The sequence below is a fragment of the Pectobacterium hainanensis genome (assembly GCF_046237015.1).
Lineage (GTDB): Bacteria > Pseudomonadota > Gammaproteobacteria > Enterobacterales > Enterobacteriaceae > JBJYIN01.
On sequence record NZ_JBJYIN010000008.1, the window covers coordinates 108348 to 132407 of the forward strand.

21 protein-coding genes are annotated in these 24060 nt (G+C 47.6%); 11 read left to right on the forward strand and 10 right to left on the reverse strand.

The window, feature by feature from the left end; all coding sequences use genetic code 11:
* Positions 1 to 16 precede the first annotated feature (16 nt).
* Both ACKPVM_RS10225 and ACKPVM_RS10230 read left to right on the forward strand, forming a co-directional pair.
* Complete coding sequence (locus ACKPVM_RS10225) at positions 17 to 1486, forward strand: amino acid permease (RefSeq protein ID WP_409308941.1); 1470 nt, start codon at positions 17 to 19, stop codon at positions 1484 to 1486.
* 375 nt (positions 1487 to 1861) lie between these two features.
* A complete protein-coding gene (locus ACKPVM_RS10230) occupies positions 1862 to 2824 on the forward strand; it encodes a 2-hydroxyacid dehydrogenase (protein ID WP_409308942.1) in 963 nt (320 codons plus the stop codon).
* Between the two features lie 146 nt (positions 2825 to 2970).
* Here the strand turns inward: ACKPVM_RS10230 and ACKPVM_RS10235 are convergent, their stop codons facing one another.
* The 4 genes from ACKPVM_RS10235 to ptrR all read right to left on the reverse strand — a co-directional run bounded on the left by ACKPVM_RS10235 (position 2971) and on the right by ptrR (position 6736).
* Positions 2971 to 3183 (reverse strand): KTSC domain-containing protein, encoded by a 213-nt coding sequence (locus ACKPVM_RS10235; RefSeq protein ID WP_409308943.1) that lies wholly within the window; start codon positions 3181 to 3183, stop codon positions 2971 to 2973.
* A gap of 331 nt (positions 3184 to 3514) precedes the next feature.
* Positions 3515 to 4360, reverse strand: a complete 846-nt coding sequence (gene fghA / locus ACKPVM_RS10240; RefSeq protein ID WP_409308944.1) for an S-formylglutathione hydrolase — start codon at positions 4358 to 4360, stop codon at positions 3515 to 3517.
* Between the two features lie 312 nt (positions 4361 to 4672).
* The gene (locus tag ACKPVM_RS10245; protein ID WP_409308945.1) at positions 4673 to 5794 is read right to left on the reverse strand and encodes an S-(hydroxymethyl)glutathione dehydrogenase/class III alcohol dehydrogenase; all 1122 of its coding nucleotides are present in this window, start codon (positions 5792 to 5794) and stop codon (positions 4673 to 4675) included.
* 54 nt (positions 5795 to 5848) lie between these two features.
* The gene (ptrR, locus tag ACKPVM_RS10250) at positions 5849 to 6736 is read right to left on the reverse strand and encodes a putrescine utilization regulator PtrR (protein ID WP_409308946.1); all 888 of its coding nucleotides are present in this window, start codon (positions 6734 to 6736) and stop codon (positions 5849 to 5851) included.
* A gap of 105 nt (positions 6737 to 6841) precedes the next feature.
* Between ptrR and ACKPVM_RS10255 the strand changes: the two genes are divergently transcribed.
* Complete coding sequence (locus ACKPVM_RS10255; protein WP_409308947.1) at positions 6842 to 7966, forward strand: YbfB/YjiJ family MFS transporter; 1125 nt, start codon at positions 6842 to 6844, stop codon at positions 7964 to 7966.
* A gap of 173 nt (positions 7967 to 8139) precedes the next feature.
* On the opposite strand, the gene ACKPVM_RS10260 is transcribed toward ACKPVM_RS10255, so the two are convergent.
* Positions 8140 to 8298, reverse strand: a complete 159-nt coding sequence (locus ACKPVM_RS10260; RefSeq protein ID WP_409308948.1) for a hypothetical protein — start codon at positions 8296 to 8298, stop codon at positions 8140 to 8142.
* A 522-nt stretch (positions 8299 to 8820) separates the two neighbouring features.
* On the opposite strand from ACKPVM_RS10260, the gene ACKPVM_RS10265 reads away from it, so the two are divergent.
* The 3 genes from ACKPVM_RS10265 (at position 8821) to yeiB (ending at position 12981) form a co-directional block, all read left to right on the forward strand.
* The gene (locus tag ACKPVM_RS10265) at positions 8821 to 10515 is read left to right on the forward strand and encodes a methyl-accepting chemotaxis protein (RefSeq protein WP_409308949.1); all 1695 of its coding nucleotides are present in this window, start codon (positions 8821 to 8823) and stop codon (positions 10513 to 10515) included.
* A gap of 421 nt (positions 10516 to 10936) precedes the next feature.
* Positions 10937 to 11599 carry a GTP cyclohydrolase I FolE gene (gene folE / locus ACKPVM_RS10270; RefSeq protein ID WP_409308950.1) on the forward strand — a complete coding sequence of 221 codons (663 nt, stop codon included), beginning with the start codon at positions 10937 to 10939 and terminating at the stop codon, positions 11597 to 11599.
* A gap of 191 nt (positions 11600 to 11790) precedes the next feature.
* Positions 11791 to 12981, forward strand: coding sequence for a DUF418 domain-containing protein YeiB (gene yeiB / locus ACKPVM_RS10275; RefSeq protein ID WP_409308951.1), 1191 nt, complete (start codon positions 11791 to 11793; stop codon positions 12979 to 12981).
* Positions 12982 to 13032: 51 nt separating this feature from the next.
* Here the strand turns inward: yeiB and sanA are convergent, their stop codons facing one another.
* On the reverse strand, positions 13033 to 13785 hold the full coding sequence (gene sanA / locus ACKPVM_RS10280; RefSeq protein WP_409308952.1) for an outer membrane permeability protein SanA: 753 nt from the start codon (positions 13783 to 13785) through the stop codon (positions 13033 to 13035).
* A gap of 210 nt (positions 13786 to 13995) precedes the next feature.
* A complete protein-coding gene (gene rimO, locus ACKPVM_RS10285; protein ID WP_409308953.1) occupies positions 13996 to 15309 on the reverse strand; it encodes a 30S ribosomal protein S12 methylthiotransferase RimO in 1314 nt (437 codons plus the stop codon).
* Positions 15310 to 15629: 320 nt separating this feature from the next.
* On the opposite strand from rimO, the gene ACKPVM_RS10290 reads away from it, so the two are divergent.
* Positions 15630 to 16721 (forward strand): PQQ-dependent sugar dehydrogenase, encoded by a 1092-nt coding sequence (locus tag ACKPVM_RS10290; RefSeq protein ID WP_409309034.1) that lies wholly within the window; start codon positions 15630 to 15632, stop codon positions 16719 to 16721.
* 45 nt (positions 16722 to 16766) lie between these two features.
* Here the strand turns inward: ACKPVM_RS10290 and ACKPVM_RS10295 are convergent, their stop codons facing one another.
* On the reverse strand, positions 16767 to 17384 hold the full coding sequence (locus ACKPVM_RS10295; RefSeq protein ID WP_409308954.1) for a glutathione S-transferase family protein: 618 nt from the start codon (positions 17382 to 17384) through the stop codon (positions 16767 to 16769).
* Positions 17385 to 17671: 287 nt separating this feature from the next.
* Between ACKPVM_RS10295 and ACKPVM_RS10300 the strand changes: the two genes are divergently transcribed.
* Positions 17672 to 18877: a serine hydrolase gene (locus ACKPVM_RS10300; RefSeq protein WP_409308955.1), complete on the forward strand. Its 1206-nt coding sequence runs from the start codon at positions 17672 to 17674 to the stop codon at positions 18875 to 18877.
* Here ACKPVM_RS10300 and deoR read toward each other — a convergent pair.
* The gene (gene deoR, locus ACKPVM_RS10305; RefSeq protein WP_409308956.1) at positions 18874 to 19647 is read right to left on the reverse strand and encodes a DNA-binding transcriptional repressor DeoR; all 774 of its coding nucleotides are present in this window, start codon (positions 19645 to 19647) and stop codon (positions 18874 to 18876) included. The genes ACKPVM_RS10300 and deoR overlap by 4 nt on opposite strands.
* A 40-nt stretch (positions 19648 to 19687) precedes the next feature.
* Positions 19688 to 20368 (reverse strand): deoxyribose-phosphate aldolase, encoded by a 681-nt coding sequence (deoC, locus tag ACKPVM_RS10310; RefSeq protein ID WP_409308957.1) that lies wholly within the window; start codon positions 20366 to 20368, stop codon positions 19688 to 19690.
* A 197-nt stretch (positions 20369 to 20565) separates the two neighbouring features.
* On the opposite strand from deoC, the gene rbsK reads away from it, so the two are divergent.
* The 3 genes from rbsK to ACKPVM_RS10325 are packed head-to-tail and all read left to right on the forward strand — an operon-like array spanning position 20566 to position 23873.
* Positions 20566 to 21495 (forward strand): ribokinase, encoded by a 930-nt coding sequence (gene rbsK / locus ACKPVM_RS10315; protein WP_409308958.1) that lies wholly within the window; start codon positions 20566 to 20568, stop codon positions 21493 to 21495.
* 15 nt (positions 21496 to 21510) lie between these two features.
* On the forward strand, positions 21511 to 22845 hold the full coding sequence (gene fucP / locus ACKPVM_RS10320; RefSeq protein ID WP_409308959.1) for an L-fucose:H+ symporter permease: 1335 nt from the start codon (positions 21511 to 21513) through the stop codon (positions 22843 to 22845).
* 14 nt (positions 22846 to 22859) lie between these two features.
* On the forward strand, positions 22860 to 23873 hold the full coding sequence (locus tag ACKPVM_RS10325) for an aldose 1-epimerase family protein (protein WP_409308960.1): 1014 nt from the start codon (positions 22860 to 22862) through the stop codon (positions 23871 to 23873).
* The last annotated feature ends 187 nt before the right edge of the window (positions 23874 to 24060 follow it).

The window sequence follows — 24060 nt, forward strand, 5'->3', positions numbered from 1 at the left end:
AGCACGCAGGATACTAATGGCTCAGCAAGATATTCAGTCTCAGGGGACACATACCCTGCGCCGTGAGCTTAAAGCACGGCATTTAACGATGATCGCCATTGGCGGTTCGATTGGCACAGGGTTGTTTGTGGCATCCGGCGCGACAGTTTCACAGGCAGGGCCCGGTGGCGCACTGTTATCGTATGCACTTATTGGTTTAATGGTGTATTTCCTGATGACGAGCCTGGGTGAACTGGCGGCGTTTATGCCCGTTTCTGGTTCTTTTTCAACCTACGGTGCTCGTTATGTCGAAGAAGGTTTTGGGTTCGCGCTCGGTTGGAACTATTGGTACAACTGGGCGGTGACGATCGCGGTAGATCTGGTTGCTGCTCAATTAGTCATGGGGTATTGGTTCCCTGAAGTGTCTGGCTGGATCTGGAGCGCGTTATTTTTAGCGTTGATGTTCCTGTTGAACTACATTTCCGTAAAAGGGTTTGGTGAAGCGGAGTATTGGTTTTCACTCATTAAAGTCAGTACGGTTATTGTTTTTATTGCCGTCGGTATCCTGATGATTACCGGGATCATGCGCGGTGCTGAAAACGCCGGTTTCCATAATTGGCAGATCGGCGATGCACCTTTTGCGGGGGGCTTTTCTGCCATGATCGGTGTGGCAATGATTGTCGGCTTCTCATTTCAAGGAACGGAATTGATTGGCGTTGCCGCGGGAGAATCTCAGGATCCGGGTAAAAATATTCCACGTGCGATTCGTCAGGTATTTTGGCGTATTCTGTTGTTTTATATTTTCGCCATTTTGATTATTAGCCTGATTATTCCTTATACGGACCCTAACTTGCTGCGTAATGATGTGAAAGACATTTCTGTCAGCCCATTCACTCTGGTTTTCCAAAATGCGGGTTTGCTGTCAGCTGCGGCGGTGATGAATGCCGTTATCCTGACGGCGGTACTGTCAGCGGGTAATTCCGGTATGTATGCCTCGACACGCATGTTGTTTACGTTGGCTTCTGAAGGCAAAGCCCCGCGTATTTTTGCTAAATTGTCGAAAGGTGGCGTCCCTCGTAACGCGCTCTATGCGACAACCGTCGTTGCTGCACTGTGTTTTCTGTCATCCATGTTTGGTAACCAGACCGTTTATCTGTGGTTGCTGAATACATCAGGGATGACGGGCTTTATTGCCTGGTTGGGGATTGCGATTAGTCACTACCGCTTCCGCCGTGGTTATGTCATGCAGGGGCACGACCTTAATCGTTTACCGTACCAGTCAGGGTTTTTCCCTCTGGGGCCGATCTTTGCCTTTGTGCTGTGCCTGATTATTACGCTGGGTCAGAATTATCAAGCGTTTCTGGAAGATAAGATTGACTGGTATGGTGTCACTGCCACGTATATTGGCATTCCGCTATTCCTGCTGATCTGGTTCGGCTACAAACTGTATCGCGGTTCTCGTTTTATCAAATACCAGGATATGACCTTCCCGGATTACAAACCGTAATCGATTGTTGCGGCACGGTTTGTCCGACGAAATCATTTGTTTTCACCAAGCTGCCTCATTTCGATGGGGCAGCTTTTTTATGCCTGCAATAACGCAATAATGAATGAATTTCACTCTATTAAATATTGTTAATTGTGTTAATGCTGTCTACGCTGAACGCGTGTATGAATAATACGCCCGTCATTAAACACACCGACGTTAATTTGATGTGGTCGGTTTGTTAAATGAAATAATTAATCTGCTATCTTTTTTAAAAACGTATAACGTTTAATTTATTGTTTTAATGAATAATTTCACGAGATAAATTTCGTGACTCGGCGATTTTATCGTCGATACTCAGGGTTTTATGTATAAATAATAATCAGGTTTGACATTATGCTAAAAATTACCTTTTTGGACAAAGGTGCGTTACCTGAAACTATTTTCCTGAAAAAAAATAGCTTCAGACGACCACAATGCCGCCATGAATGGATTGAATACAGCTACACAGCACCCAATCAAGTTATTGAGCGGGCAAAAAACAGCGACATTATTATTACCAATAAGACGATGCTGACACGAGAGACACTCTCGGCATTACCAGACTTAAAATTGATCGCGGTAACGGCAACCGGAATGAATACCATTGATACGGTAGCGGCTGCCGAATTAGGGATTGAGGTAAGGAATGTACCTAATTACTCGACTCAGGCCGTATCGGAACATGTCATTGCGATGATCCTGGCGCTGAAACACAGCCTGATGGGATGGTATCGCGATCAGCTCAGTGACCGCTGGGCAGACCAGATGCAGTTTTCCTATTTTGATTATCCTGTAAAGGATATTGCGGGTTCTACGATGGGAATTATTGGTGCTGGCGCGATTGGTCGCGAGGTCGCTCGTCTGGCATCGGCATTAGGAATGAAGGCTATTTTTGCCGAGCATAAAGGGAGTGTGCGATGTCGCCCTGGATATTTGCCTTTTGAACAGGTGTTGCAATCTGCGGATATTATTTCGCTGAATTGTCCTTTAGTGGATGAAACGCGACACTTGCTGAATACACAGACGCTGGCGTTGTGTAAACCGACGGCGTTTATTGTTAACACTGCTCGGGGTGGGTTAATCGACGAGGCTGCGCTACTCTCGGCTTTACAGCAACGTCGCATTGCTGGCGTGGCGTTAGACTGTCTGACGCAAGAACCGCCGAGTAAAAATAATCCGTTGATGATCGCGGCGAAAACATTACCTAATCTGTTGATTACCCCTCATATCTCCTGGACGTCGGCGTCCGCTTTACAGACCTTAATGGAAAAAACCATTGAGAATATTGATGAGTTTGTTCAGCAACGCGGATATTAAAGAGAGATGTTGTGATGAGTTCGGTTTATCGGGGTAACTGGTGAAAAGTATGTGATCTCAACGTTTCTCAAACTTGAGAATGGATAAACGGGTGGTGATCATCCGCCCGTTTATTTCCGCTATCAATCTGCTTTTGTTATCCCCAGTCACTGTATTTTATCGTAAGGGAATGAACTTCTGATATAGCGCGAGTAATAGCGGTATTTGGCAGTGCTTGCCATTAGCTCTTCATAAATCATCCGCGCCACGCCAGAGTACTGATATATGCTGCCATTAAGTAGTTCGACTTCCAGCAAGCTTTTTTCCGCATCATATCCGATAGCAAACAATTCTGTTGATGAAACCCGTTTTCTTTGCAAAATTAAGCACTCCTAAACGATTAATACCACATTAGGACAGTGGAATTGTCTACTGTGATAGGCCCTTCTGGCGTGAAGTTACCGTCTTCTCGTCTTTCTAAATCGGCTACGTGTCCTACGTTACTCGTTCATCAGTAAAAGTGCGATAGTTACAGGCAATGGTTAGTGAGTATTATGTAAAACTGTTTACTCGGTAACAATGTTTACTCGGTAATAATGTTTACTGGGCTGCCGCGAGGTGAGTCAGATTGTCGTCATCAATGTGGAATACAAAGCAGGAACGGGTTATCCCATTCCTGCGTGAGCGAACCTGGTAGTTGTAGAATACGGCTTACGATTCCCGTAAATATTGCGCGTGGAAGCGCAAATGATCTTCGATAAAACTGGCAATAAAGAAATAGCTATGGTCATAGCCAGACTGTGTTCGCAGCGTCAGCGGCCAATGATGTTGTTGCGCCAATTCAACCAGTTTTGCGGGTTGCAGTTGGTCTGGTAAAAACTGATCGCAATCGCCTTGATCAACCAAAATGGGCAGCCTGTGTTGGGCGCTTGCCAGCAAGTGGCAACTGTCATACTGCTGCCATTGTGTTTCATCACTCCCCAGATAGTTCTCGAACGCTTTGAGTCCCCATGGAACCTGACAAGGATTAGCGATTGGCGCAAAGGCCGATGCGGAAAGGTATTGTCCCGGGTTGCGCAGAGCTAGCATGAGCGCGCCGTGACCTCCCATTGAATGCCCGCTGATTGACGCTCGTCCATTTACGTTAAAGTGCTGTTTGATCAGCGCAGGTAATTCCTGACTAACGTAGTCATACATCTGATAGTGTTCAGCCCAAGGGGATTGGGTCGCATTGACGTAAAAACCTGCACCTTGCCCGAGATCGTAGCTTGCATCATTGGCCACTTCATTACCCCGCGGGCTGGTATCTGGCATCACCAGCACCAACCCAAGCTCGGCGGCGATACGCTGTGCGCCAGCTTTGGTCGTGAAATTCTCGTCATTACAAGTCAGGCCAGATAGCCAATAAAGCACCGGTGGTGGCGTATCATCGGGGGTTGGGGGCAGATAGATGCTGAATGTCATGTCACTGTTCAGTGTTTCGGACAAATGCCGATAGCGCTGTTGCCATCCACCAAACATTCGATGTTCTTCCAGAAGTTCCAGTGAGGGGGTCATCTCTGTATTGCCTCCTTTATATACCCGTCATTCTTCAAGTTGCATGTGCGTTGGCTACGCTCACTTACCCGAATCACTTACTTGAGTAAGCTCATCGGGACTCCTTCGCTTGCCGTCTTCCTGAAACTTGAATTATTTAGGGTATAAACGATTTTCTCTACGCGATTAAGCGATGGTGTTGGATGATTTATGCGACGAGCAGTCCCTCCTTTCAGAGGAACTGCTTAGGCTCACCATGAATGCTATTGTTCAATACGAATACCGTTGTTCAACATGCATATCGTTGTCCAATAGCGTCGCCTCAGTGTGCTGTTAGCTAAAATGAATAACCGAACGGATCGATTTTCCTTCATGCATCAAATCAAACGCGGTATTGATTTCATCCAGCCCCATGGTATGAGTGATAAAGTCATTCAACTGGAACTCCCCTCCCATATAGCGTTCGACAATGCCTGGTAACTGGCTGCGGCCTTTTACGCCACCAAAGGCGGAGCCGCGCCATACGCGACCGGTTACCAGTTGGAAGGGGCGTGTAGCAATTTCTTCGCCTGCACCCGCAACGCCAATAATGACGGATTCCCCCCAGCCTTTATGACAACATTCCAGCGCGGAACGCATCACATTCACGTTACCGATACACTCAAATGAGAAATCAACGCCGCCATCGGTCAGTTCGACAATGACATCTTGAATCGGTTTGTCATAATCTTTCGGGTTAATCAGGTCAGTGGCACCGAGTTTACGAGCCAGCTCGAATTTACTGGTATTGAGGTCGATGCCAATAATGCGCCCGGCACCCGCCATCTGTGCGCCGATAATCGCTGACAGGCCGATACCGCCGAGCCCGAAGATGGCGACGGTATCACCTTTCTTCACTTTAGCCGTATTGATGACCGCGCCCATCCCGGTGGTGACGCCGCAGCCTAACAGACAAACTTCTTCCAGCGGTGCGTCTTTACTGATCTTAGCCAGTGAGATTTCAGGTACAACGGTATGCTCTGCAAATGTCGATGTGCCCATGTAGTGGAAAATAGGCTGCCCATTTTTAGAGAAACGCGTGGTGCCATCTGGCATTAAACCTTTGCCCTGTGTGGTGCGGATAGCCTGACACAGGTTAGTTTTGCCTGAACGACAGAATTTACATTCGCCGCATTCCGGGGTGTACAGCGGAATAACGTGATCGCCAACGGCCACACTGGTGACACCTTCGCCGATCGCTTCAACAATACCGCCGCCTTCATGCCCCAGAATTGCAGGGAAAACGCCCTCAGGATCTTTACCTGAAAGGGTGTAGGCATCGGTATGACAAACGCCAGTAGCGATAATGCGCACGAGCACTTCGCCTTTCTGAGGAGGCATCAAATCGACTTCTTCAATCGATAATGGCTGGTTTGGACCCCAGGCGACGGCGGCACGGGTTTTGATCATTTGCATGGTGTAACTCCTCTTGCGGCAATATGTGTGCAAACGGTTAAAATTGATTATGGGTTAATCTTGGTCAAACGTAGTATCAGTCGAGGATTGCTCAATCATGAGCTTTTTAAGCGCCTCAACGTTGGGGCCAAAAGCATCGCGCCGCCATATAAGCCAGGTGGCGGTTGTTGCAATGTCCACAGGTAATTCATGTGTCTGGACCCGTTCATGTGAGGGCAGTAATTCAAGAACGGAAGCGGGAATAAGCGCCAGCCCGGCGCCACTGGCGACACACGCAAGCATGGCATGATAGGACTGAATTTCCATGATATTGCCGAAAGCAATACCAGCTTGACGGAACCACTTTTCCAGCCGGGAACGATAAGCACAGCGAGCGGGAAAAGCGAACAGCGTATCGTCTTTCGCCTCTTGTGGATGACGAATAGGCGTGTGATGACTATCTGAAATCAGCACAAGATGTTCAGGAAAAGATTTGCAACCGTTCAGTTCATCATATGAAACGGGACCATCGACGAATGCCGCTGCCAGTGTCCCTGCGCGCACCCGATCGATAATGTCGCCGGACGTACCGGTGATTAATGACAGCGTGACATCGGGATATCGCAGATGGTAGGACGCAAGTAGGCTTGGCAGCCGGGTTGCCGCAGTACTTTCCATTGAGCCTAATGCGAAGTTGCCAGAAGGCTCTCCGGTGCGAGTCATACTGATCGCTTCTTCACTGAGTGCCAGAATGCGCTGTGCATAACAAAGGAAGTTGTGTCCGATAGGTGATAACCGTAAACGTTGTTTTTCACGAATAAAGAGGTCGGCTCCCAGTTCTTGCTCGAGCTGCCGTAAACGCGTTGTCAGATTTGAAGGTACTCGATGCAGTTGCTCTGCCGCACGAACGACGGAACCGGCTTCGGCAACGAGACAAAACATGCGTAATTGCGTCAAATCCATCTCTTTCTCTTTTCGTAATCAACTTGGTTTTAATTATTCACTTTTTGTGAGTTTAACGGTAAGTCACTCTGTTCGCAACTTTCATGTAACACATAAGGGAAAAACATGGCTTTAAAAATCGCATTAAGTGGGTTTTTAACGTTGATGGTTGCAATGGGAATTGGTCGTTTTGCTTTCACGCCTCAGGTTCCTCTGATGATTTCGGAACATCAATTGACATTGATCAGCGTGGGCATCGTGGCGGCCCTCAATTATTTGGGTTATCTGGTTGGTGCATTCGATGCGATGCGGGCGAAAAGCGGCATTACGCTACGTTTGTGGGGCGGGGTGTGGGGTACGGTCATATTGACGCTATGGTCAGCGATTGTGGGGGATGTGTGGGGACACGGCCTTATCCGTTTTTTGGCAGGGTGGGCGAGCGGATGGGCGATGGTTCTGGTTGCTGCATGGACAAATGAAAGTCTGGCACACTATGGTAAGCCTGCATTGAGCGCGGCGGTTTTTGCCGGGCCGGGCGCGGGAATATTGATCAGCGGCATGCTGGCTATCGGTGTACAAGGGATGGCGCTGAATGCTGCACAAGCCTGGTTGCTTTATGGGGGCGTCGCCTTGGTGGTTATTGTTGCGGTAAGCCGTCACCTGCCACGGGGAGGTATATCGATCCGACAGGTGGTAACGACGTTCGAACCGCTGGTATTAACACGACCGCTGAAGCGTTTGGTATGGAGCTACAGTCTGGCAGGATTTGGCTATATTTTACCCGCTACGTTCCTTTCGCAAATGGCGGCTGAACGTTTTCCCGGTAGCCTATTTGCACAGCTTGTCTGGCCGTTGTTTGGTGGTGCCGCGGTTCTGGGCATTGTGATTGGTATTACGACACGACATTTATTGACGACACATCAGCGACTTGCGTTGATGCTATGGGCACAGGCTATCGGTATCGTATGTGCTGTCAGTTTTTCTAATCTCAGTGGGTTGATTATTGCCTCCTTGTTGGTCGGTGGTGGTTTTTTAGCGGTGGTACAACTGTCTTTGCAATATGGCCGTGAGTTAGCACCATTGCATGTGCGATACCTTGCGGGATTACTGACCACGGGGTACGCCATCGGACAGTTGGTCGGGCCGTTGGTATCATCGTTGTCCACAATGCTGACTCACCAGTTGGAGCCTTCGCTGTATATCGGGATGCTTGCCCTTGTGGCCGCGGGGGTGTTGGTTTGGAAGGCATGAGAAAAGCTCGTTATCTATCAATAATCATTGAGCGATAGGCTTGTCATCAAGAAAAGAGGAAAACGTCAATGGCGTCTTCCTCTTGTCGTTTTTGGGGGAAAGCGTAATAAAATCAGATCGAATAGGATTATTCGCTTTTGCCTATTATTAGTATCGGTAAAAACAATGAGTTTTTAATTTATGTTTTTGGGTTTTCCCATTACATTGCGCCCGTCTTTATAAATTGCCGATAGCTGGGCGCCCATGTTTTTAATATGGCAATGAATAACAACCGTAACTTCTTTTTTAACCTGAACCAGCAACGGTGGATAAATGTGCTCACGCAGTTGCATCGATTAGTCGCATAGATTAGTGGCATTGATGATTAATAGGTCGCTACTGGTGAAAAATAGATATTTTTTTACAAAAAAATAAAAAAAACGGTGATTGTCATTGATCCCAATGCTGCTTGGCCTTGCAGCCCCGTATTAGGAATTTTCACAAAAACACGTTGTTAAATAAATCAATGTATAAATATGAATGATTTTTATTTTTACCATTAAAAACAGTTGGTTGATGGGATTGTGGCGGCGAGTTCTTTGCGCGGTGAACGTGATTTTCATCGCAGGTGTTTTATCAAGCTAGCGATCGTGAGTAGGTAAAGTGTCAGGCTGATTTGCCGATAATAAACATGTATAGCAAAAATAGCTGTCAATGGCGTCAAACGCCTATTTTTGTCGTAAAGGAGGTTTTAAGTCGGTGAGGTTATCTGCTCACTGGAATTACGCAGTGTCAGTCGGTTTTCAATTAAAAATGTGCACCCTAGTTTGAAAAAGCGCAGGTGAAAATCGCTAAATAATTTATAGGAGTCTTCTGTGAACTTTTTAAAAAATATCACCATCAGGGCAATGCTCTTAACCATACTGGGAATATTCCTACTATTATGGTCAGGTGTTTCACTCTATACGACATCATCGTTAAGCAATATGACGGTGTTATTAGAGTCGAGCGATGCGCAGCGAAAAAATGTAGAAGTATTAGTCAAAGGAAATGATCAATATTTTCGCACGGTTACCCGTTTGCTGCGGGCCATGGACTATCAACAAACGGGTGAAACCGCTGAAGTTGAGAAACTCCTGGTGTCAGCTTCTACTGCATTAAAAAATACCAGCGATGCGCTGACGGCATTTAAAGCAAACACGCATGTCGGCGTCGATAAAACGACGGTCGATGACATGACAAATGCCTGGACGCAATTGATTGAAGATGGTTTGAAACCATTAATGGCGGCTGTCAGCAATAACCGCGCCGATGAGTCTCGCCAGATATTCAGAAACAAATACCCTGCGTTAAGTATCGCGTTTGGCTCCAATATGGAGAAATACCAGACGACCATCATGTCTTCCTCGAATGATTCGTTGAGTCGAGTCTATGTGCTGGTTGATTGGAGTAAGAACATTTTGCTCGCGGCGGTAGTCATTGGTCTGATGATTCTATTCCTCACCGATCGTTATCTGCTGCACTATCTGGTTAAACCATTGAATATGATCAAGGGGCATTTCCAAGTGCTGGCCGATGGTCAATTGGGGTATCCACTGGCGGAATTTGGTCGAAATTGTGCAGGCCAACTAATCCCTTACCTGAAAGATATGCAAAGCAGTTTGATCAATACAGTCACGACGATTCGTGATAGCTCTGGTTCTATTTATCAGGGCGCAAGTGAAATTAGAAGTGGCAACAACGATCTCTCCGCCCGTACCGAGCAGCAGGCTGCGGCTCTGGAGCAAACGGCGGCCAGCATGGAGCAATTGGGTGCAACGGTGAAGCAGAATGCTGAGAACGTGCATCAGGCTAGCAAGTTGGCGCAGGATGCCTCGATTGCGGCTAAAAAAGGGGGAGAAGTGACAACCGAAGTGGTTGAAACGATGGCGAGTATTACCACCAGTTCGAAGAAGATCGCGGATATCACCAGTGTGATTAACGGTATTGCCTTCCAGACGAATATTCTGGCGTTAAACGCAGCGGTTGAAGCCGCAAGAGCCGGCGAACAAGGACGTGGTTTTGCCGTGGTTGCTGGTGAAGTGCGCAATCTGGCCCAGCGTAGTGCACAAGCTGCCAAAGAGATTGAAGGATTGATTGCCGAATCGGTAGAGCGTGTCAATATGGGCTCGCATCAGGTTATGCAAACGGGTGAAGCGATGGAGTCGATCATTTCTGCGATTACCCGAGTGAACGATCTGATGGGCGAAATCGCGTCGGCATCGGATGAGCAGAGCCGTGGTATCAGCCAGATCGGTCAGGCTGTGACCGAAATGGATGGTGTGACGCAACAGAATGCGGCGTTAGTGCAGGAATCTGCTGCGGCAGCGGCATCGTTGGAAGATCAGGCTCGCCAATTGACCGAAGCAGTTGCCGTCTTTCAACTGACGAGTGGTGAAAAACGTCAACGTAATGAAAGCGTGTTGCCCGGCAAACCGACGTCGGCACCGACGAAAACAGCATTGCTTGCTACAGGAACAGGAAGTGCCAAAAAAGGCAAAAACGACAGTGACAACTGGGAAACTTTCTGATTAAGCGCAGAACGGTGCTCATCCATTAAATAGGATGAACCTGCATCACACTCGCTTCTATAAGGCATCGGGTATACGCTCGGTGCCTTTGTTTTTGCTCGATAAGTGAAGATTGGAGTGCCTTGTACCTAGTGATATATCACCATACTTCAGGTTGTCTGCGTTATTCAAAAACGATAACGTGTTGTCATACAGCTCGCAGTATGCCGGAGATAAGCTGAATCTATTTCAACCATCATGACATACAATCACTGGATAATCGTTCCTCTCTCAACTAGAGTGTTGACGGCGTTTGGGGCAACCTTATTCGTCACTATAGGAACCGTGCGTCATTGGCATCTCCGCTTTCGTTGTAAAGATGGATTCTAGTAAGTGAGCCTAAACGAGGTCGGTTCTCAGTAACACCTGCAGGAGAATAATAATGTCATCTTTAAGTAAAGAAGCCGTTTTGGTGCATGAGGCGCTGATGGCGCGTGGCCTGGAAACGCCGTTACGTGGACCATTATTGGATCGGGATACGCGTAAGCAGCGTATTTCCGAGCATATGACGGAAATCATGAATCTATTGAGCCTCGATTTGGAGGACGATAGTCTGGCTGAGACGCCGCATCGTATTGCTAAAATGTATGTCGATGAAATATTCTCCGGTTTGGATTATGCTAATTTCCCGAAAATCACCATCATCGAAAATAAAATGAAAGTCGATGAAATGGTGACCGTGCGTGATATCACCTTAACCAGTACGTGCGAACATCATTTCGTGACGATCGATGGTAAAGCAACAGTGGCTTACATCCCGAAAGAGGGTGTGATCGGCTTATCGAAGATTAATCGTATTGTTCAATTTTTCTCTCAGCGCCCTCAAGTGCAGGAGCGGTTGACGCAACAAATCCTGATTGCATTACAAACGTTATTGGGAACCAGCAATGTCGCGGTTTCAATTGATGCAGTGCATTACTGTGTGAAGGCTCGCGGTATTCGCGATGCGACCAGCGCTACGACGACAACATCGTTGGGCGGGTTGTTCAAATCCAGCCAAAATACGCGTCAGGAATTTCTGCGGGCTGTGCGTCACCACAACTGAATGCGTTTCTGAATAGATGCTGGGGGATACCAATGCTTCCGGCATTTTTTTCGTTCTTACTCAGTGGCAGTAGCATCAGGCGTGTCTCTGCGACGTCTGTTGTATCAATAGAGTATCAGTAGAAAATACGTATGATTTCCCGCGTTCTGTTAATACAATTGCTGTTCCGATGAGTTAACGATCCGAGCATCATGTCTCTTCAATCTGTGCCTTCTCAACCTTTATCTTCCCAAACGATGCCTCCATCGCGGATCGCCACGCTGGATTTTGCCCGTGGAGTGGCTGTACTCGGTATTCTGCTGATGAATATCATTGCATTCGGTCTACCTAAAGCCGCTTATCTTAACCCTGCTTATCTAGGGCTCCCTGATTTGGATGATATCTGGGCATGGGCAATATCAGATCTGTTGGTGCAGGCAAAATTTTTGACCTTATTCTCTATTCTGTTTGGCGCGGGCCTGCAACTGCTGTTATCACGCGGAACCCGCTGGGTTCATGCCCGACTTTTTTGGCTGATGCTGTTCGGACTCATTCATTCCATTTTCTTTTGGGATGGCGATATTTTATTGGATTATGGTCTGATTGGGCTGGTGTGTTATGGCATGATTCGTCTTGCCGACAGCAGTCGCGCCTTGTTGCGAACAGGGATCGTCATGTATTTGGCGGGGATAGGGATCCTGTTTGTACTTAGCCAATTATTGAGTATGCAGCCAGGGCGATTTTGGCAACCAGGGGCAGCCGATATTGCCTATGAAATGTATTGGCAAACAGCGGGCGGATCTGAAGCCTGGCGTAATCGGGTTGATTTACTGGCAGAAAGTCTTCTGTCGCTCGGTGTGCAATACGGCTGGCTACTGGCGGGATCAATGTTATTGGGCGCGGGGTTGATGCGTAGTGGCTGGTTGAAGGGGGAATTTGCCCAGAACCACTATCGCTATGTTGCGCTGTGGTCCATTCCTCTCGCATTAGCGATGAATAGCATTGGTGTGCTTGCACAGTGGTGGGTGCAATGGGAATACCGTTGGAGCGGTTTGCTGTTGCAAATCCCGCGAGAGCTGAGTGCGCCATTGCAGGCTGTTGGCTATCTGGCATTGTGCTATGGCTTCTGGTCGACGCTATGTCAGTGGCGTTTCACCTACTGGATTGTGAATATTGGCCGGATGGCTCTCAGCAATTATTTGCTGCAAACGTTGTTATGTACGATGTTATTTAACCATTTGGGTTTTTTTATGCGGTTTGATCGCTTTCAATTGATGGCGATTGTCCCTTGTATATGGGGGGCTAATCTGGTTTTTTCGCACTATTGGTTACGGTATTTCAGACAAGGTCCACTCGAATGGCTGTGGCGCAAACTCACTGCGGTCGTCGCCAGCAAAGCGTAACGGAACACGTGAGTGTGGGGGCTCTCCAATGGTGATACCGACACCTCTCTGTTAGGGATACGGTTTTTCTGCTGTTTTATCGTGGCTGGTGGCCGATGGGGGTTCTTGAATGAACACTTGCTCAGGCGGAACTGCCGGGTATTCAGGCGCGTCATCGGGAACATTATGTTCGGCAGGAATTGGAATTTGCGGCCCCAGAAAACGAGGTTCCCGCTTCAGAATGTAGAGATCAAATAGCGCGCCTAATCTGGCGCCAAATTCACGAATGCGTACCGTCATCATATTTTTAGGCGAGGGAACGGTATAGCACTGAGCCTGAATGCCCAAATGTAGCGCGATGAACAGCGCTCGCTCACAGTGAAAACGCTGTGTGATGATCGTGAAGTCATTGGTATCGAACACTTTTCTTGTTCTGACGATCGAGTCCAAGGTTCTGAACCCCGCATAGTCCAGCACAATATCAGCCGGAGGAACACCCGCGGCAATTAAATCACGACGCATTGTCATCGGTTCGTTGTAGCTTTGCATCGCGTTATCGCCACTTAGCAGTAAATAACTGATTTTACCGCTGTTATAGGCATTCAACGCACCCTGAATGCGAAACTGGTAATACTGATTAATGGTACCGGTTCGATAGTATTTTGCTGTGCCTAATACCACACCGACCTGTCGTGAGGGCAACGTTTGTAATTCGTCGTAAATAAAAGGGGCGGTTTTCCAACTGATCCAACGATCGAGCGCAAAGGCAGACAGCATGAGTACGCCAATGGTAAGTAACAGGCCGATCATCAGGCGTTTATACATGCTTATGCCTCAGGCAAGGCTAGTAAAGTAGACAGGTTCTCAGGCTACTTTACCTGAACGGTCGACGCAAGACGCAGTCGGTCATGGTGATGTTTATTGACTGATTTTTCAACGATAGTGTGAAAATAGGTAGTATGAAGATAGTTCCATCGCGATTGTCTATCATCGATTGCCCGATTTTCAGGCAACCGATGATAGTTAACGGTCAAATTAGGCTCGGCTGCCCCACAGATCGTATTCGTCGGCGTGTTCGATTTTTACTTTTACAATGTCACCGACGTTAACGCCCGTTTCACCGTTTAAATAAACCGCACCGTCAATTTCCGGTGCATCGGCCATACTGCGTCCGATTGCGCCTTCTTTATCAACATCGTCGATTAATACCCACAGTTCACGGCCAATTTTATCCTGTAAACGTTGGGCTGAAATGCTTTGTTGTAATTGCATGAAACGATGAAAGCGTTCTTCTTTCACTTCTTCCGGAATTTGATCCGGCAGTTCATTTGCCGTTGCGCCTTCTACCGGACTGTATTTGAAGCAACCTACGCGGTCTAGCTGGGCCTCTTTGAGAAAATCCAGCAGCATTTGGAAATCTTCTTCTGTTTCGCCCGGGAAGCCAACGATGAAGGTCGAACGCAGCGTTAACTCAGGACAAATTTCACGCCAGCGCTTGATACGTTCCAGCGTTCTTTCGACCGCGCCGGGGCGTTTCATCAATTTCAGAATACGCGGGCTTGCGTGTTGCAGTGGGATATCCAGATACGGCAAAATTTTGCCTTCCGCCATCAGCGGAATGACATCATCGACATGTGGGTAAGGGTAGACATAATGTAAGCGAACCCATACGCCTAATGATGACAACTGTTCGCACAGGCTCACCATACTGGTTTTCACGGGTTGTCCATTCCAGAACCCCGTACGTTGCTTCACATCGGCACCATAAGCGGAGGTGTCCTGAGAAATAACGAGCAGTTCCTTTACACCTGCATCGACTAAGCGCTTGGCTTCATCCAGTACTGAGCCAATAGGACGGCTATCCAGATCGCCGCGCATTGAGGGAATAATGCAGAATGTGCAGCGATGGTTACAGCCTTCGGATATTTTCAGATAAGCATAGTGACGGGGTGTCAGCTTCACGCCTTGGGCAGGAACCAGGCTGGTAAACGGATTATGTTCCGGTTTGGGAACATATTGATGGACGTGTGACAGGACTTGCTCGTAGCTGTGTGGGCCGGTAATTTCCAGAACCTTTGGATGTACTTCACGGATTTGATTTTCTTTGGCACCCAGACATCCGGTTACGATCACCTTACCGTTTTCATCGAGTGCTTCACCAATCGCTTCTAGCGACTCTTGCACGGCACTGTCAATAAAACCACAAGTATTGACGATCACCAGCTCGGCATCATTGTAACGCGGAACGACCTGATAACCTTCGGTACGTAGTTCAGTCAGGATCCTCTCTGAATCCACTAGGTTTTTCGGGCAGCCGAGGGAAACAAATCCAATACGTGGTTGTTGCATGTTGTTTGCTCACAATTTATTCAAAAAGAAAAACCGCAGAATTCTACACTATAGTTGGATGACCTTATAGTCGATAAGGTAAAACTCAGCACTTTACTGATGCCTTTCTCTTATCCGTATTTAATCCTGCGTCACTTGCTACTTTCTTCAATAAATGTAAACGCCCGTGCGATTTTTTGCACAAACAGCGGAAGGCACCTAAATTTACAGAACTTTTGTTGAATGGAGACAACGTTATGTCTGATTTCACGGTGCCTCATTTATCTTATCGTCCACCTTATCCATTTTTGTCTCAGACATGGCGGCGACATGCTCGTTGGATGTTGATAGGCATGTCCTGCTTGTTTTCTGGTTATCTGTTGGCGGCGCAGCCTAAAGTGATTGAGTTACAAGATAAGCTCGATCATCCATGGTCATTGGCTTTTCTCCCTGGTGAACAAGGGATGTTGATTACTGAGCGATCGGGGAACTTACGTCGTTGGCAGACAATGGGCGGGTTGTCTGAACCTATCTCTGGCGTACCGGCGGTATATGCTCAGTCTCAAGGTGGCTTATTAGAAGTCGCGTTGTCTCCGAACTTTGCTCAGAATCGACGCATTTATTTGAGTTTTGCTGAAGAGGGCAGTGAAGGTAAAGCGGGAACGGCTGTCGGCTATGGTCGCCTGTCTGACGATTTCCAACGTCTGGAAAATTTTACGGTTTTCTTCCGTCAGACACCTAAATTGTCTACCGGAAATCATTTTGGCGGCAAGCTGGTTTTTGATCAAACCGGACATCTCTATATTGCATTGGGCGAGAATAACCAACGCCCGACAGCGCAAGATTTGGATAAGTTGCAGGGAAAAATAGTACGTTTGACGGCGGATGGGAAGGTGCCATCAGATAACCCATTCGTGAATAAGCCGCAAGCTCGTCCAGAAATCTGGTCATATGGTCATCGTAATCCACAGGGATTGGCTATTAATCCGTGGACGGGGACGCTATGGGAGAATGAACACGGCCCGAAAGGAGGCGATGAAATTAACCTCCCTCAGCCTGGTAGCAATTATGGCTGGCCTATTGCGACCCACGGAATCAATTATTCTGGCCTGAAGATCCCTGAAGCGAAAGGTGAGCAGGTCGCTGGAATGGTAGACCCCGTTTTTTACTGGAAGAAATCACCGGGTATCAGCGGCATGGCGTTCTACAATAGCGATCGTTTTCCTCAATGGAAAAATTCGGTGTTTATTGGGGCGCTGGCAGAGAAAAACCTTATCCGTTTGACGTTGGACGGTGACAACGTTATCGCGGAGGAGCGTTTGTTACAGGATCGCGGAGAACGTATCCGCGAAGCCAGAGTCGGACCTGACGGCTACCTTTATTTGCTGACCGATCATGACAATGGCAAATTACTGAAAGTAGGCTTGGAATAACGAACTAGCCACAGGCATCGTGAGATGCCTGTGGTGAAGAGAACATCAGGTAAGCGGGATCATTACCGTATTCTGGTAGGCTGGGCGCTCGGTAAGCTGTTGGTACCAGCGTTCCAAATGCGGATGTGGCTGACGAACAATATCCATGTTGAACCAGGCATAAGCGATACAGCCTAATGGGATGTCTCCAATGCCAAAGGTATCACCCGATAACCACGGCTGTTTTGCGAGTGCGGCATCCGCAATGGTCAGTAATCGTTCGCACTCAGCCTGGTTTTTTTCTACCATCGCCATATCGCGTTTTTCCGGGGCGGTACGCACTAGGCTGATAAAAACCCCGCCAAATGAGGCTGCCAGAGTACTTGCCCAGTCCATCCATTTCTCGGCGTTTGCTCGGGCTCCGGCATCGCGGAGGTACAGTGTGTCATGCCCGTACTGTGCGGCCAGATAGCGCACAATGGTATTGGATTCCCATAAGACTAATTCTCCGTCTTGAAGGCAGGGAACCAGACCATTTGGATTCATTGCCAGATAGTCGGCATCACGATTACGTCCAAATTGTCCACCGGCTAAAATAGGCTCATAGGGCAGCGATAATTCTGCCGCACACCAGCGAACTTTCTTAACGTTGGTCGAATTTTCTCGACCCCATATTGTTATCATATTTACCCCCGCATGATGAGAGAAAAAGCGACACTGCAACACGATCAGGAAATACGCGGCAGATGCTCAGTGATGATATGTCTTTTAGGCTTTATGGCTGAGTTTGTCATGCACTAATCATGACAAAATTATGTTTCGGTCTTTTCATTTCTTTGACTATCTTTACAGATTGAACGGTTTCATTGAGAGAAGTGACACGTTACCTTTGGATGTTACTAGCATTTTCAGAAAATATTGAAAATTAGGTGTATTAACAATTTATTACTGATGGATACCTCGGCGATCTCATGAAGACAACTCTTTTCCTCTCCAGTCTCAAATCCTTTACAGCGGGAACGGTATTACTTGTGGGAATGGCTCCGATGCTGCAAGCGGAACAGTTACCCGCTGTGCCGCAAATTGAATCGAAGGCATTTGTTTTGATGGATTACCATAGTGGCGTGGTGTTGGCTGAATCTAATGCGGATGAACGCCTTGATCCTGCCAGCCTGACAAAAATCATGGCGAGCTATGTTATTGGTCAGGCAATTAAAGCGGGGAAAATTCAGCCGACCGATCAAGTCACCGTGGGTAAAGACGCTTGGGCAACGGGAAACCCTGCTTTACGTGGTTCATCGCTGATGTTTCTTAAACCGGGCGATCGTATCCCGGTATCTGAATTGAATAAAGGTATTGTCATTCAGTCAGGCAACGATGCCAGCATTGCATTGGCTGATTATGTTGCCGGAAGTCAGGATGCTTTCGTTAGCCTGATGAACAATTACGCTAACGCATTGAAACTCACTAACACCCAGTTTCGTACGGTACATGGGCTGGATGCGCCAGGTCAGTATAGTACCGCCCGTGATATGGCCATACTTGGACAAGCACTGATCCGTGATGTGCCTGAAGAGTATGCGTTGCATAAAGAAAAAGAATTTACATTCAATAATATACGTCAACCGAACCGTAACAGATTACTGTGGAACACTAACCTGAATGTCGACGGCATCAAGACCGGTCATACCAACGGAGCAGGACATAATCTGGTGGCGTCTGCAACGGAAGGCAATATGCGTTTGATTTCTGTTGTTCTGGGTGCCGCGACGGATGGTATTCGCTTTAGGGAAAGTGAAAAATTACTCACGTGGGGTTTCCGTTTTTTTGAAACGGCTACGCCAATCAAAGCGGGTGTGCCTTTTACGACACAGCGCGTCTGGTTTGGCACGCAGGGAGAGGCTCGACTAGGGGTAGCGAATGATGCGGCGCTCACGATACCCAAAGGTCAGATGAAAAATCTGAAGGCCAGTTTTACATTGTTACAGCCTCAGTTGTCCGCGCCTTTGACCAGAAATCAAGTGGTTGGCACGATTGATTTCCAACTTGATGGTAAAAGTATTGGGCAACGCCAGTTGGTTGCGCTGGACGATATCCCCGAAGCGGGATTTTTCAGCAGGCTATGGGATAGCGTGATGATGAAACTTCAGCAATGGTTTGGTGGTTGGTTTAACTAGCCATCGGCATGGGCTAACAAAATACCGTTATGGTTAAAATAACGAGTGTATTCCGTTGGCGGTGTACGATTGGTAATTAGCGTATCAAATAGGGTGAGCGATCCGATACAGGCAGGCTTAACTTTCCCAAACTTGCTGTTATCGATCACTAAAATCGCACGCTGTGACAGCGCTAGCGCGCGATGCTTCATGCTGAGCTCAGCAAAATTAAAGCAGGTCGCTCCTGCTTTCAGATCGATGCCTGCGGCAGAGATGAACGCTTTGTTCGGGCAAATATGATCGAGTTCACTGCGTTGGCTGAGCGGCGTAAAAATGGCGTTATCGGGATGAAACTCGCCGCCGCATAGCATGACTTTACTGGCAGATTTTTCCTGCAAGGCCAAAAACGTATTGAGCGAATAGCAAATTCCGGTGAAGGGCAGGTCGTCAGGAATCGCATCGATGATAAAAGGTGTGGTGGTGCCGCAATCGAAAAATACCACATCATCAGGTTCGATGAGCCGTGCCGCTAGCTCACCCGCCACCTGCTTTTCTTCCACGTGCTTACTTTGCTGATCGGAAACGAAATAATTAGTGACATTATTGCTTTTCAAATCGCTGACAACATAGCCACCGAGTAGCACAACGGTCGAGGATTCGGCGTTCAGATCGCGTCGCACGGTCATTTCGGACACACCCAACAGTTGCGCGGCGTCTTTAAGACGAAGCTTGTCTGCTTTTTTCAGGGCTTGAGCCAGTTTGTTGATCCGTTCTGCACGCCGAGTTTCCATATAATTCCCTGATGATGAACCCGTTTATGCGGGATGAAGGTTAGTAGCTTCCTGCTGCGGCAGACTGACCCGATACGATAGCCACTCCGGAGCTGGTTCCGATACGCGTTGCCCCAGCGCGGATCATGATTTCTGCCGTGTGGCGATCGCGTACGGCACCAGAAGCTTTTACGCCGACGCCAGAACCGACGGTATCGCGCATGAGTTTGACGTGTTCTTCACGAGCGCCACCAGTGCTAAACCCCGTTGATGTTTTTACAAACGCAACGTTCAAGTCGCGACAGATTTCACAGACCAAAACAATCTGGGCGTCGTCAAGCAGACAGGTTTCTAATATTACCTTCAACGGTATAGCGGCGCAAACCTCGCGTACAGCCTGAATATCTGCTTTCACTGCATCAATATTGCCGCTCTTCAACCAGCCGACATTGATCACCATATCAATTTCTTGTGCCCCTGCATCAATAGCGGCCTTGGCCTCAAACACTTTAGACGCCGTAAGTCCCGCGCCTAAAGGGAAACCAATCACCGAGCAGACGTTAACCGCTGTGTCCTGTAATTGGCTGGCAACCAGAGGGACATAGCCGGAATTAACGCAAACGGCGTAGAAATGATGAGTTTTAGCTTCATCGCATAGCTTGATGATCTGTGCCTCTGTGGCGTCGGCGGCTAACAGGGTGTGATCGATATAAGGGGAGTAATCGCGAGTTTCGCTGTTCATGGTTGATTCCTTTAGCTGTTCAATAAATTTATTTTGTTATAATAATAACATTTAACATCGATTATCAATCTTTATTGTTCTAATTTTTGCATGTCACACGTTTAATCATGCGATATTTGTCACATTAATAACAAATGTGGATTGTTATTGTTACTGTAGTGACATTTAATGTTGAAAAAATGCCAGAGGGAAGTGTTATGGATATTGCAGTTATTGGTTCAAACATGGTTGACCTGATTACCTACATTAATGAAATGCCAAAAACGGGCGAAACGTTGGAAGCCCCTTCTTTTGAGATTGGCTGTGGTGGGAAAGGGGCGAATCAGGCTGTTGCAGCGGCGAAGCTTGGGGCATCGGTCATGATGGTCAGTCGGGTCGGGGACGATCTTTTTGCCGATAATACCGTTAAGAATTTACAGCACTTTGGCGTGGATACGCAGTACGTCACTGCCGTTGCCGGTGTATCGAGCGGCGTGGCTCCTATTTTTGTCGATGCCTCCTCACAGAATCGAATTTTGATCATCAAAGGGGCGAACGCTCATCTTTCTACACAGGATATCGATGCGGCATCTGAGTCACTTAAACAATGCAAGTTGCTGATCCTTCAATTGGAAATCCCGTTAGAAACGGTTTACTACGCCATTGATTTTGCTCGACGTCATCACATTCCCGTGATCTTAAATCCGGCTCCGGCTTCGCGTGATCTGGATATCGGTTATGCCTGTCAATGCGACTTTTTCATGCCGAATGAAACCGAGTTGGAAATTCTGACTGGTATGCCTGTCGATACCGAAGCGAATATTTTGCAGGCTGGTCGTTCGTTATTAGCGAAAGGGTTGAAGAATTTGATCATCACGATGGGGCACCGTGGGTCGGTGTGGATGACGGGCGATCAGGTACACCATGTTGACCCTGTTAGCGTTCATGCCATTGATACCAGCGGAGCAGGCGATGCGTTTATTGGCTGTTTTGCACACCATTTTGTTCGTAACGGAGAAATTAAATCGGCGATGGAATATGCCTCAGCTTTTGCCGCTTATAGCGTTACGGGGAAGGGCACGCAGCGTGCATATCCGGATGCGGCACAATTTCATCAGTTTCTTGCCAGCCATTCGCTTGCTAAATAATCCGGGGAAAACATTATGCGTCAGAACATCATCCAAATGCCTGATGGCTATCTGAATAAGACGCCATTATTTCAATTTATTCTGCTGTCGTGTTTGTTTCCGTTGTGGGGTTGCGCGGCCAGTCTGAACGATATCTTAATCACGCAGTTCAAGAGCGTATTTGAGCTGAGTGATTTCGCCAGTGCATTGGTGCAGAGTGCTTTTTATGGCGGCTACTTTTTGATTGCGATTCCGGCATCGGTGGTGATCCGGAACAGCAGTTACAAGATCGCTATTCTGATTGGCTTAACGCTGTATATTGCCGGATGCAGCCTGTTTTATCCGGCATCGCACATGGCGACCTATACCATGTTTTTGGCGGCGATTTTCGCCATTGCCATTGGCCTGAGCTTTTTGGAGACGGCGGCGAATACGTATAGTTCTATGATTGGTCACCGAGACTATGCCACGTTACGTTTGAATATTAGCCAGACGTTTTACCCGGTTGGGGCGTTAATGGGGATTGTTCTTGGTAAATATCTGGTCTTTCAGGAAGGCGAAAGTTTGGAAAGTCAGATGGCAACCATGACGCCCGATCAGTTGCACGCTTTCCGTCTGCAAATGCTGGAATATACCTTAGAGCCGTATAAGTATTTGATATTTGTGTTACTGATCGTCATGTTCCTTTTCCTGTTGACGCGCTATCCAAGCTGTAAAGCGCAAGCCGATACGCAGAATAAAAAATCACTTCCGTCCTTGGGAGAAACGTTGCGGTATCTGGCAGGGAATAACCATTTTAAGCGCGGTATTGTTGCTCAGTTTTTATATGTCGGTATGCAGGTTGCTGTTTGGTCTTTTACTATCCGTCTGGCTTTAACGCTGGGAGCATCTAACGAACGAGATGCGTCCAACTTTATGATTTACAGCTTTATTTGTTTTTTCATTGGTAAATTTGTAGCGAATTTCCTGATGACGCGCTTCAGTGCTGAGAAAGTCCTGATTGCTTATTCGATCGCAGGTGTTGCGACGCTGGCCTATGTCGTGATGGTGCCCGATTTTAGCGCTGTTTATGCCGCCGTTTTTGTTAGCGTTCTATTTGGACCGTGCTGGGCAACGATTTACGCAGGTACGCTGGATACGGTAGATAAAAAATACACTGAAGTAGCCGGGGCTATCATCGTGATGTCTATCGTGGGGGCGGCTGTGGTGCCAGCTATTCAGGGCTATGTATCCGACCATCTTGGTTCGATGCAAAAATCATTTGTCGTGTCGCTATTGTGTTTTGCCTATGTCGGCTTCTATTTTTGGGGCGAAATGCGCAATAAACAGCGTTTGGCTGCCAGTGATTCCGCTGTTAAACGTGAAGCCTAAATAAGGAAATGAAAATGAAAACGCAGATTCATTTGTCACGTACGATGTTCAGTGAGCATCCACGGATACTGTTGGAAAACGATCATTTTTCAGTCACGTTATTCCGCTATGCTTCAGGTATTGAAGCGATCAAACTGAAAAACTCACGAGGTTACCTCGTCATATTGCCTTTTTATGGGCAGATGATTTGGGATGCGGAATTTGATGGACATTCGTTAAGGATGACGAATCCGTTCACCGAGCCTAAGCCGGGTAGCAGCATTATTGATACTTATGGTTGTTTTGCTTTCCACTCTGGTTTGCTGAGCAATGGTTGTCCCGCCGCGGACGATACCCATCCTCTACACGGTGAAATGGCGTGTGCGACGATGGACAGCGCACGGGTGCTCATCGGCGACGGTTCTCTGTGTGTAACGGGGGATTATGAATATGTGAAAGGGTTTGGTCATCACTATCGAGCAACCCCTCGCGTCACGTTGATGGCCGACAGTACGTTGTTAAATATTGAGATGGCCGTGACAAATTTGGCAAGTGTGGCGATGCCGTTACAATACATGTGTCACATGAATTATGCCTATGTGGCGAATGCGACATTTAGCCAAACCATTCCTGATCAGGCATTTGCGTTGCGAACCTCTATCCCTGGTCATGTTCATCCTACGCCGCAGTGGCTGAACTATACGGAAAAATTAGCGCAGTCACCGGAGCAATTCACCGCGTTAACAGATCCGGATTTTTACGACCCTGAAATTGTCTTTTTTGCTGATGATTTATCGCAGTACGCGAAGAAGGTTGAGTTTAGTCTGCATGCACCACAGGGCCATCGTTTTGTGACTCGTTTTTCGACGGAAGAGTTGAATTATGCGACGCGCTGGATTCTTTATAACGGTGATCAGAAAGTCGCGGCGTTTGTTTTGCCTGCGACATGTCGTCCAGAAGGGTTCAATGCGGCACAACGGGCCGGGACATTAATTGAGCTTGATGCTGGTGAAACACGATGTTTCCGAGTTGAAACCGGACTGGCATGATACGAATGGTCATTGCTGCATAGGGACATCGATATCGTCTCAGAAAAGAAAAGGCCCATCGTTCTTGAACCAAGGTGGCGTGAACGACGGGCTCCTCAATATGGGGATATCAAAGAAAAGCAGTGGCACTTATTGAGACTGTAGGCTGATAAAAAAGTTCTGTTTACGCTAATAAATATTGACGTTT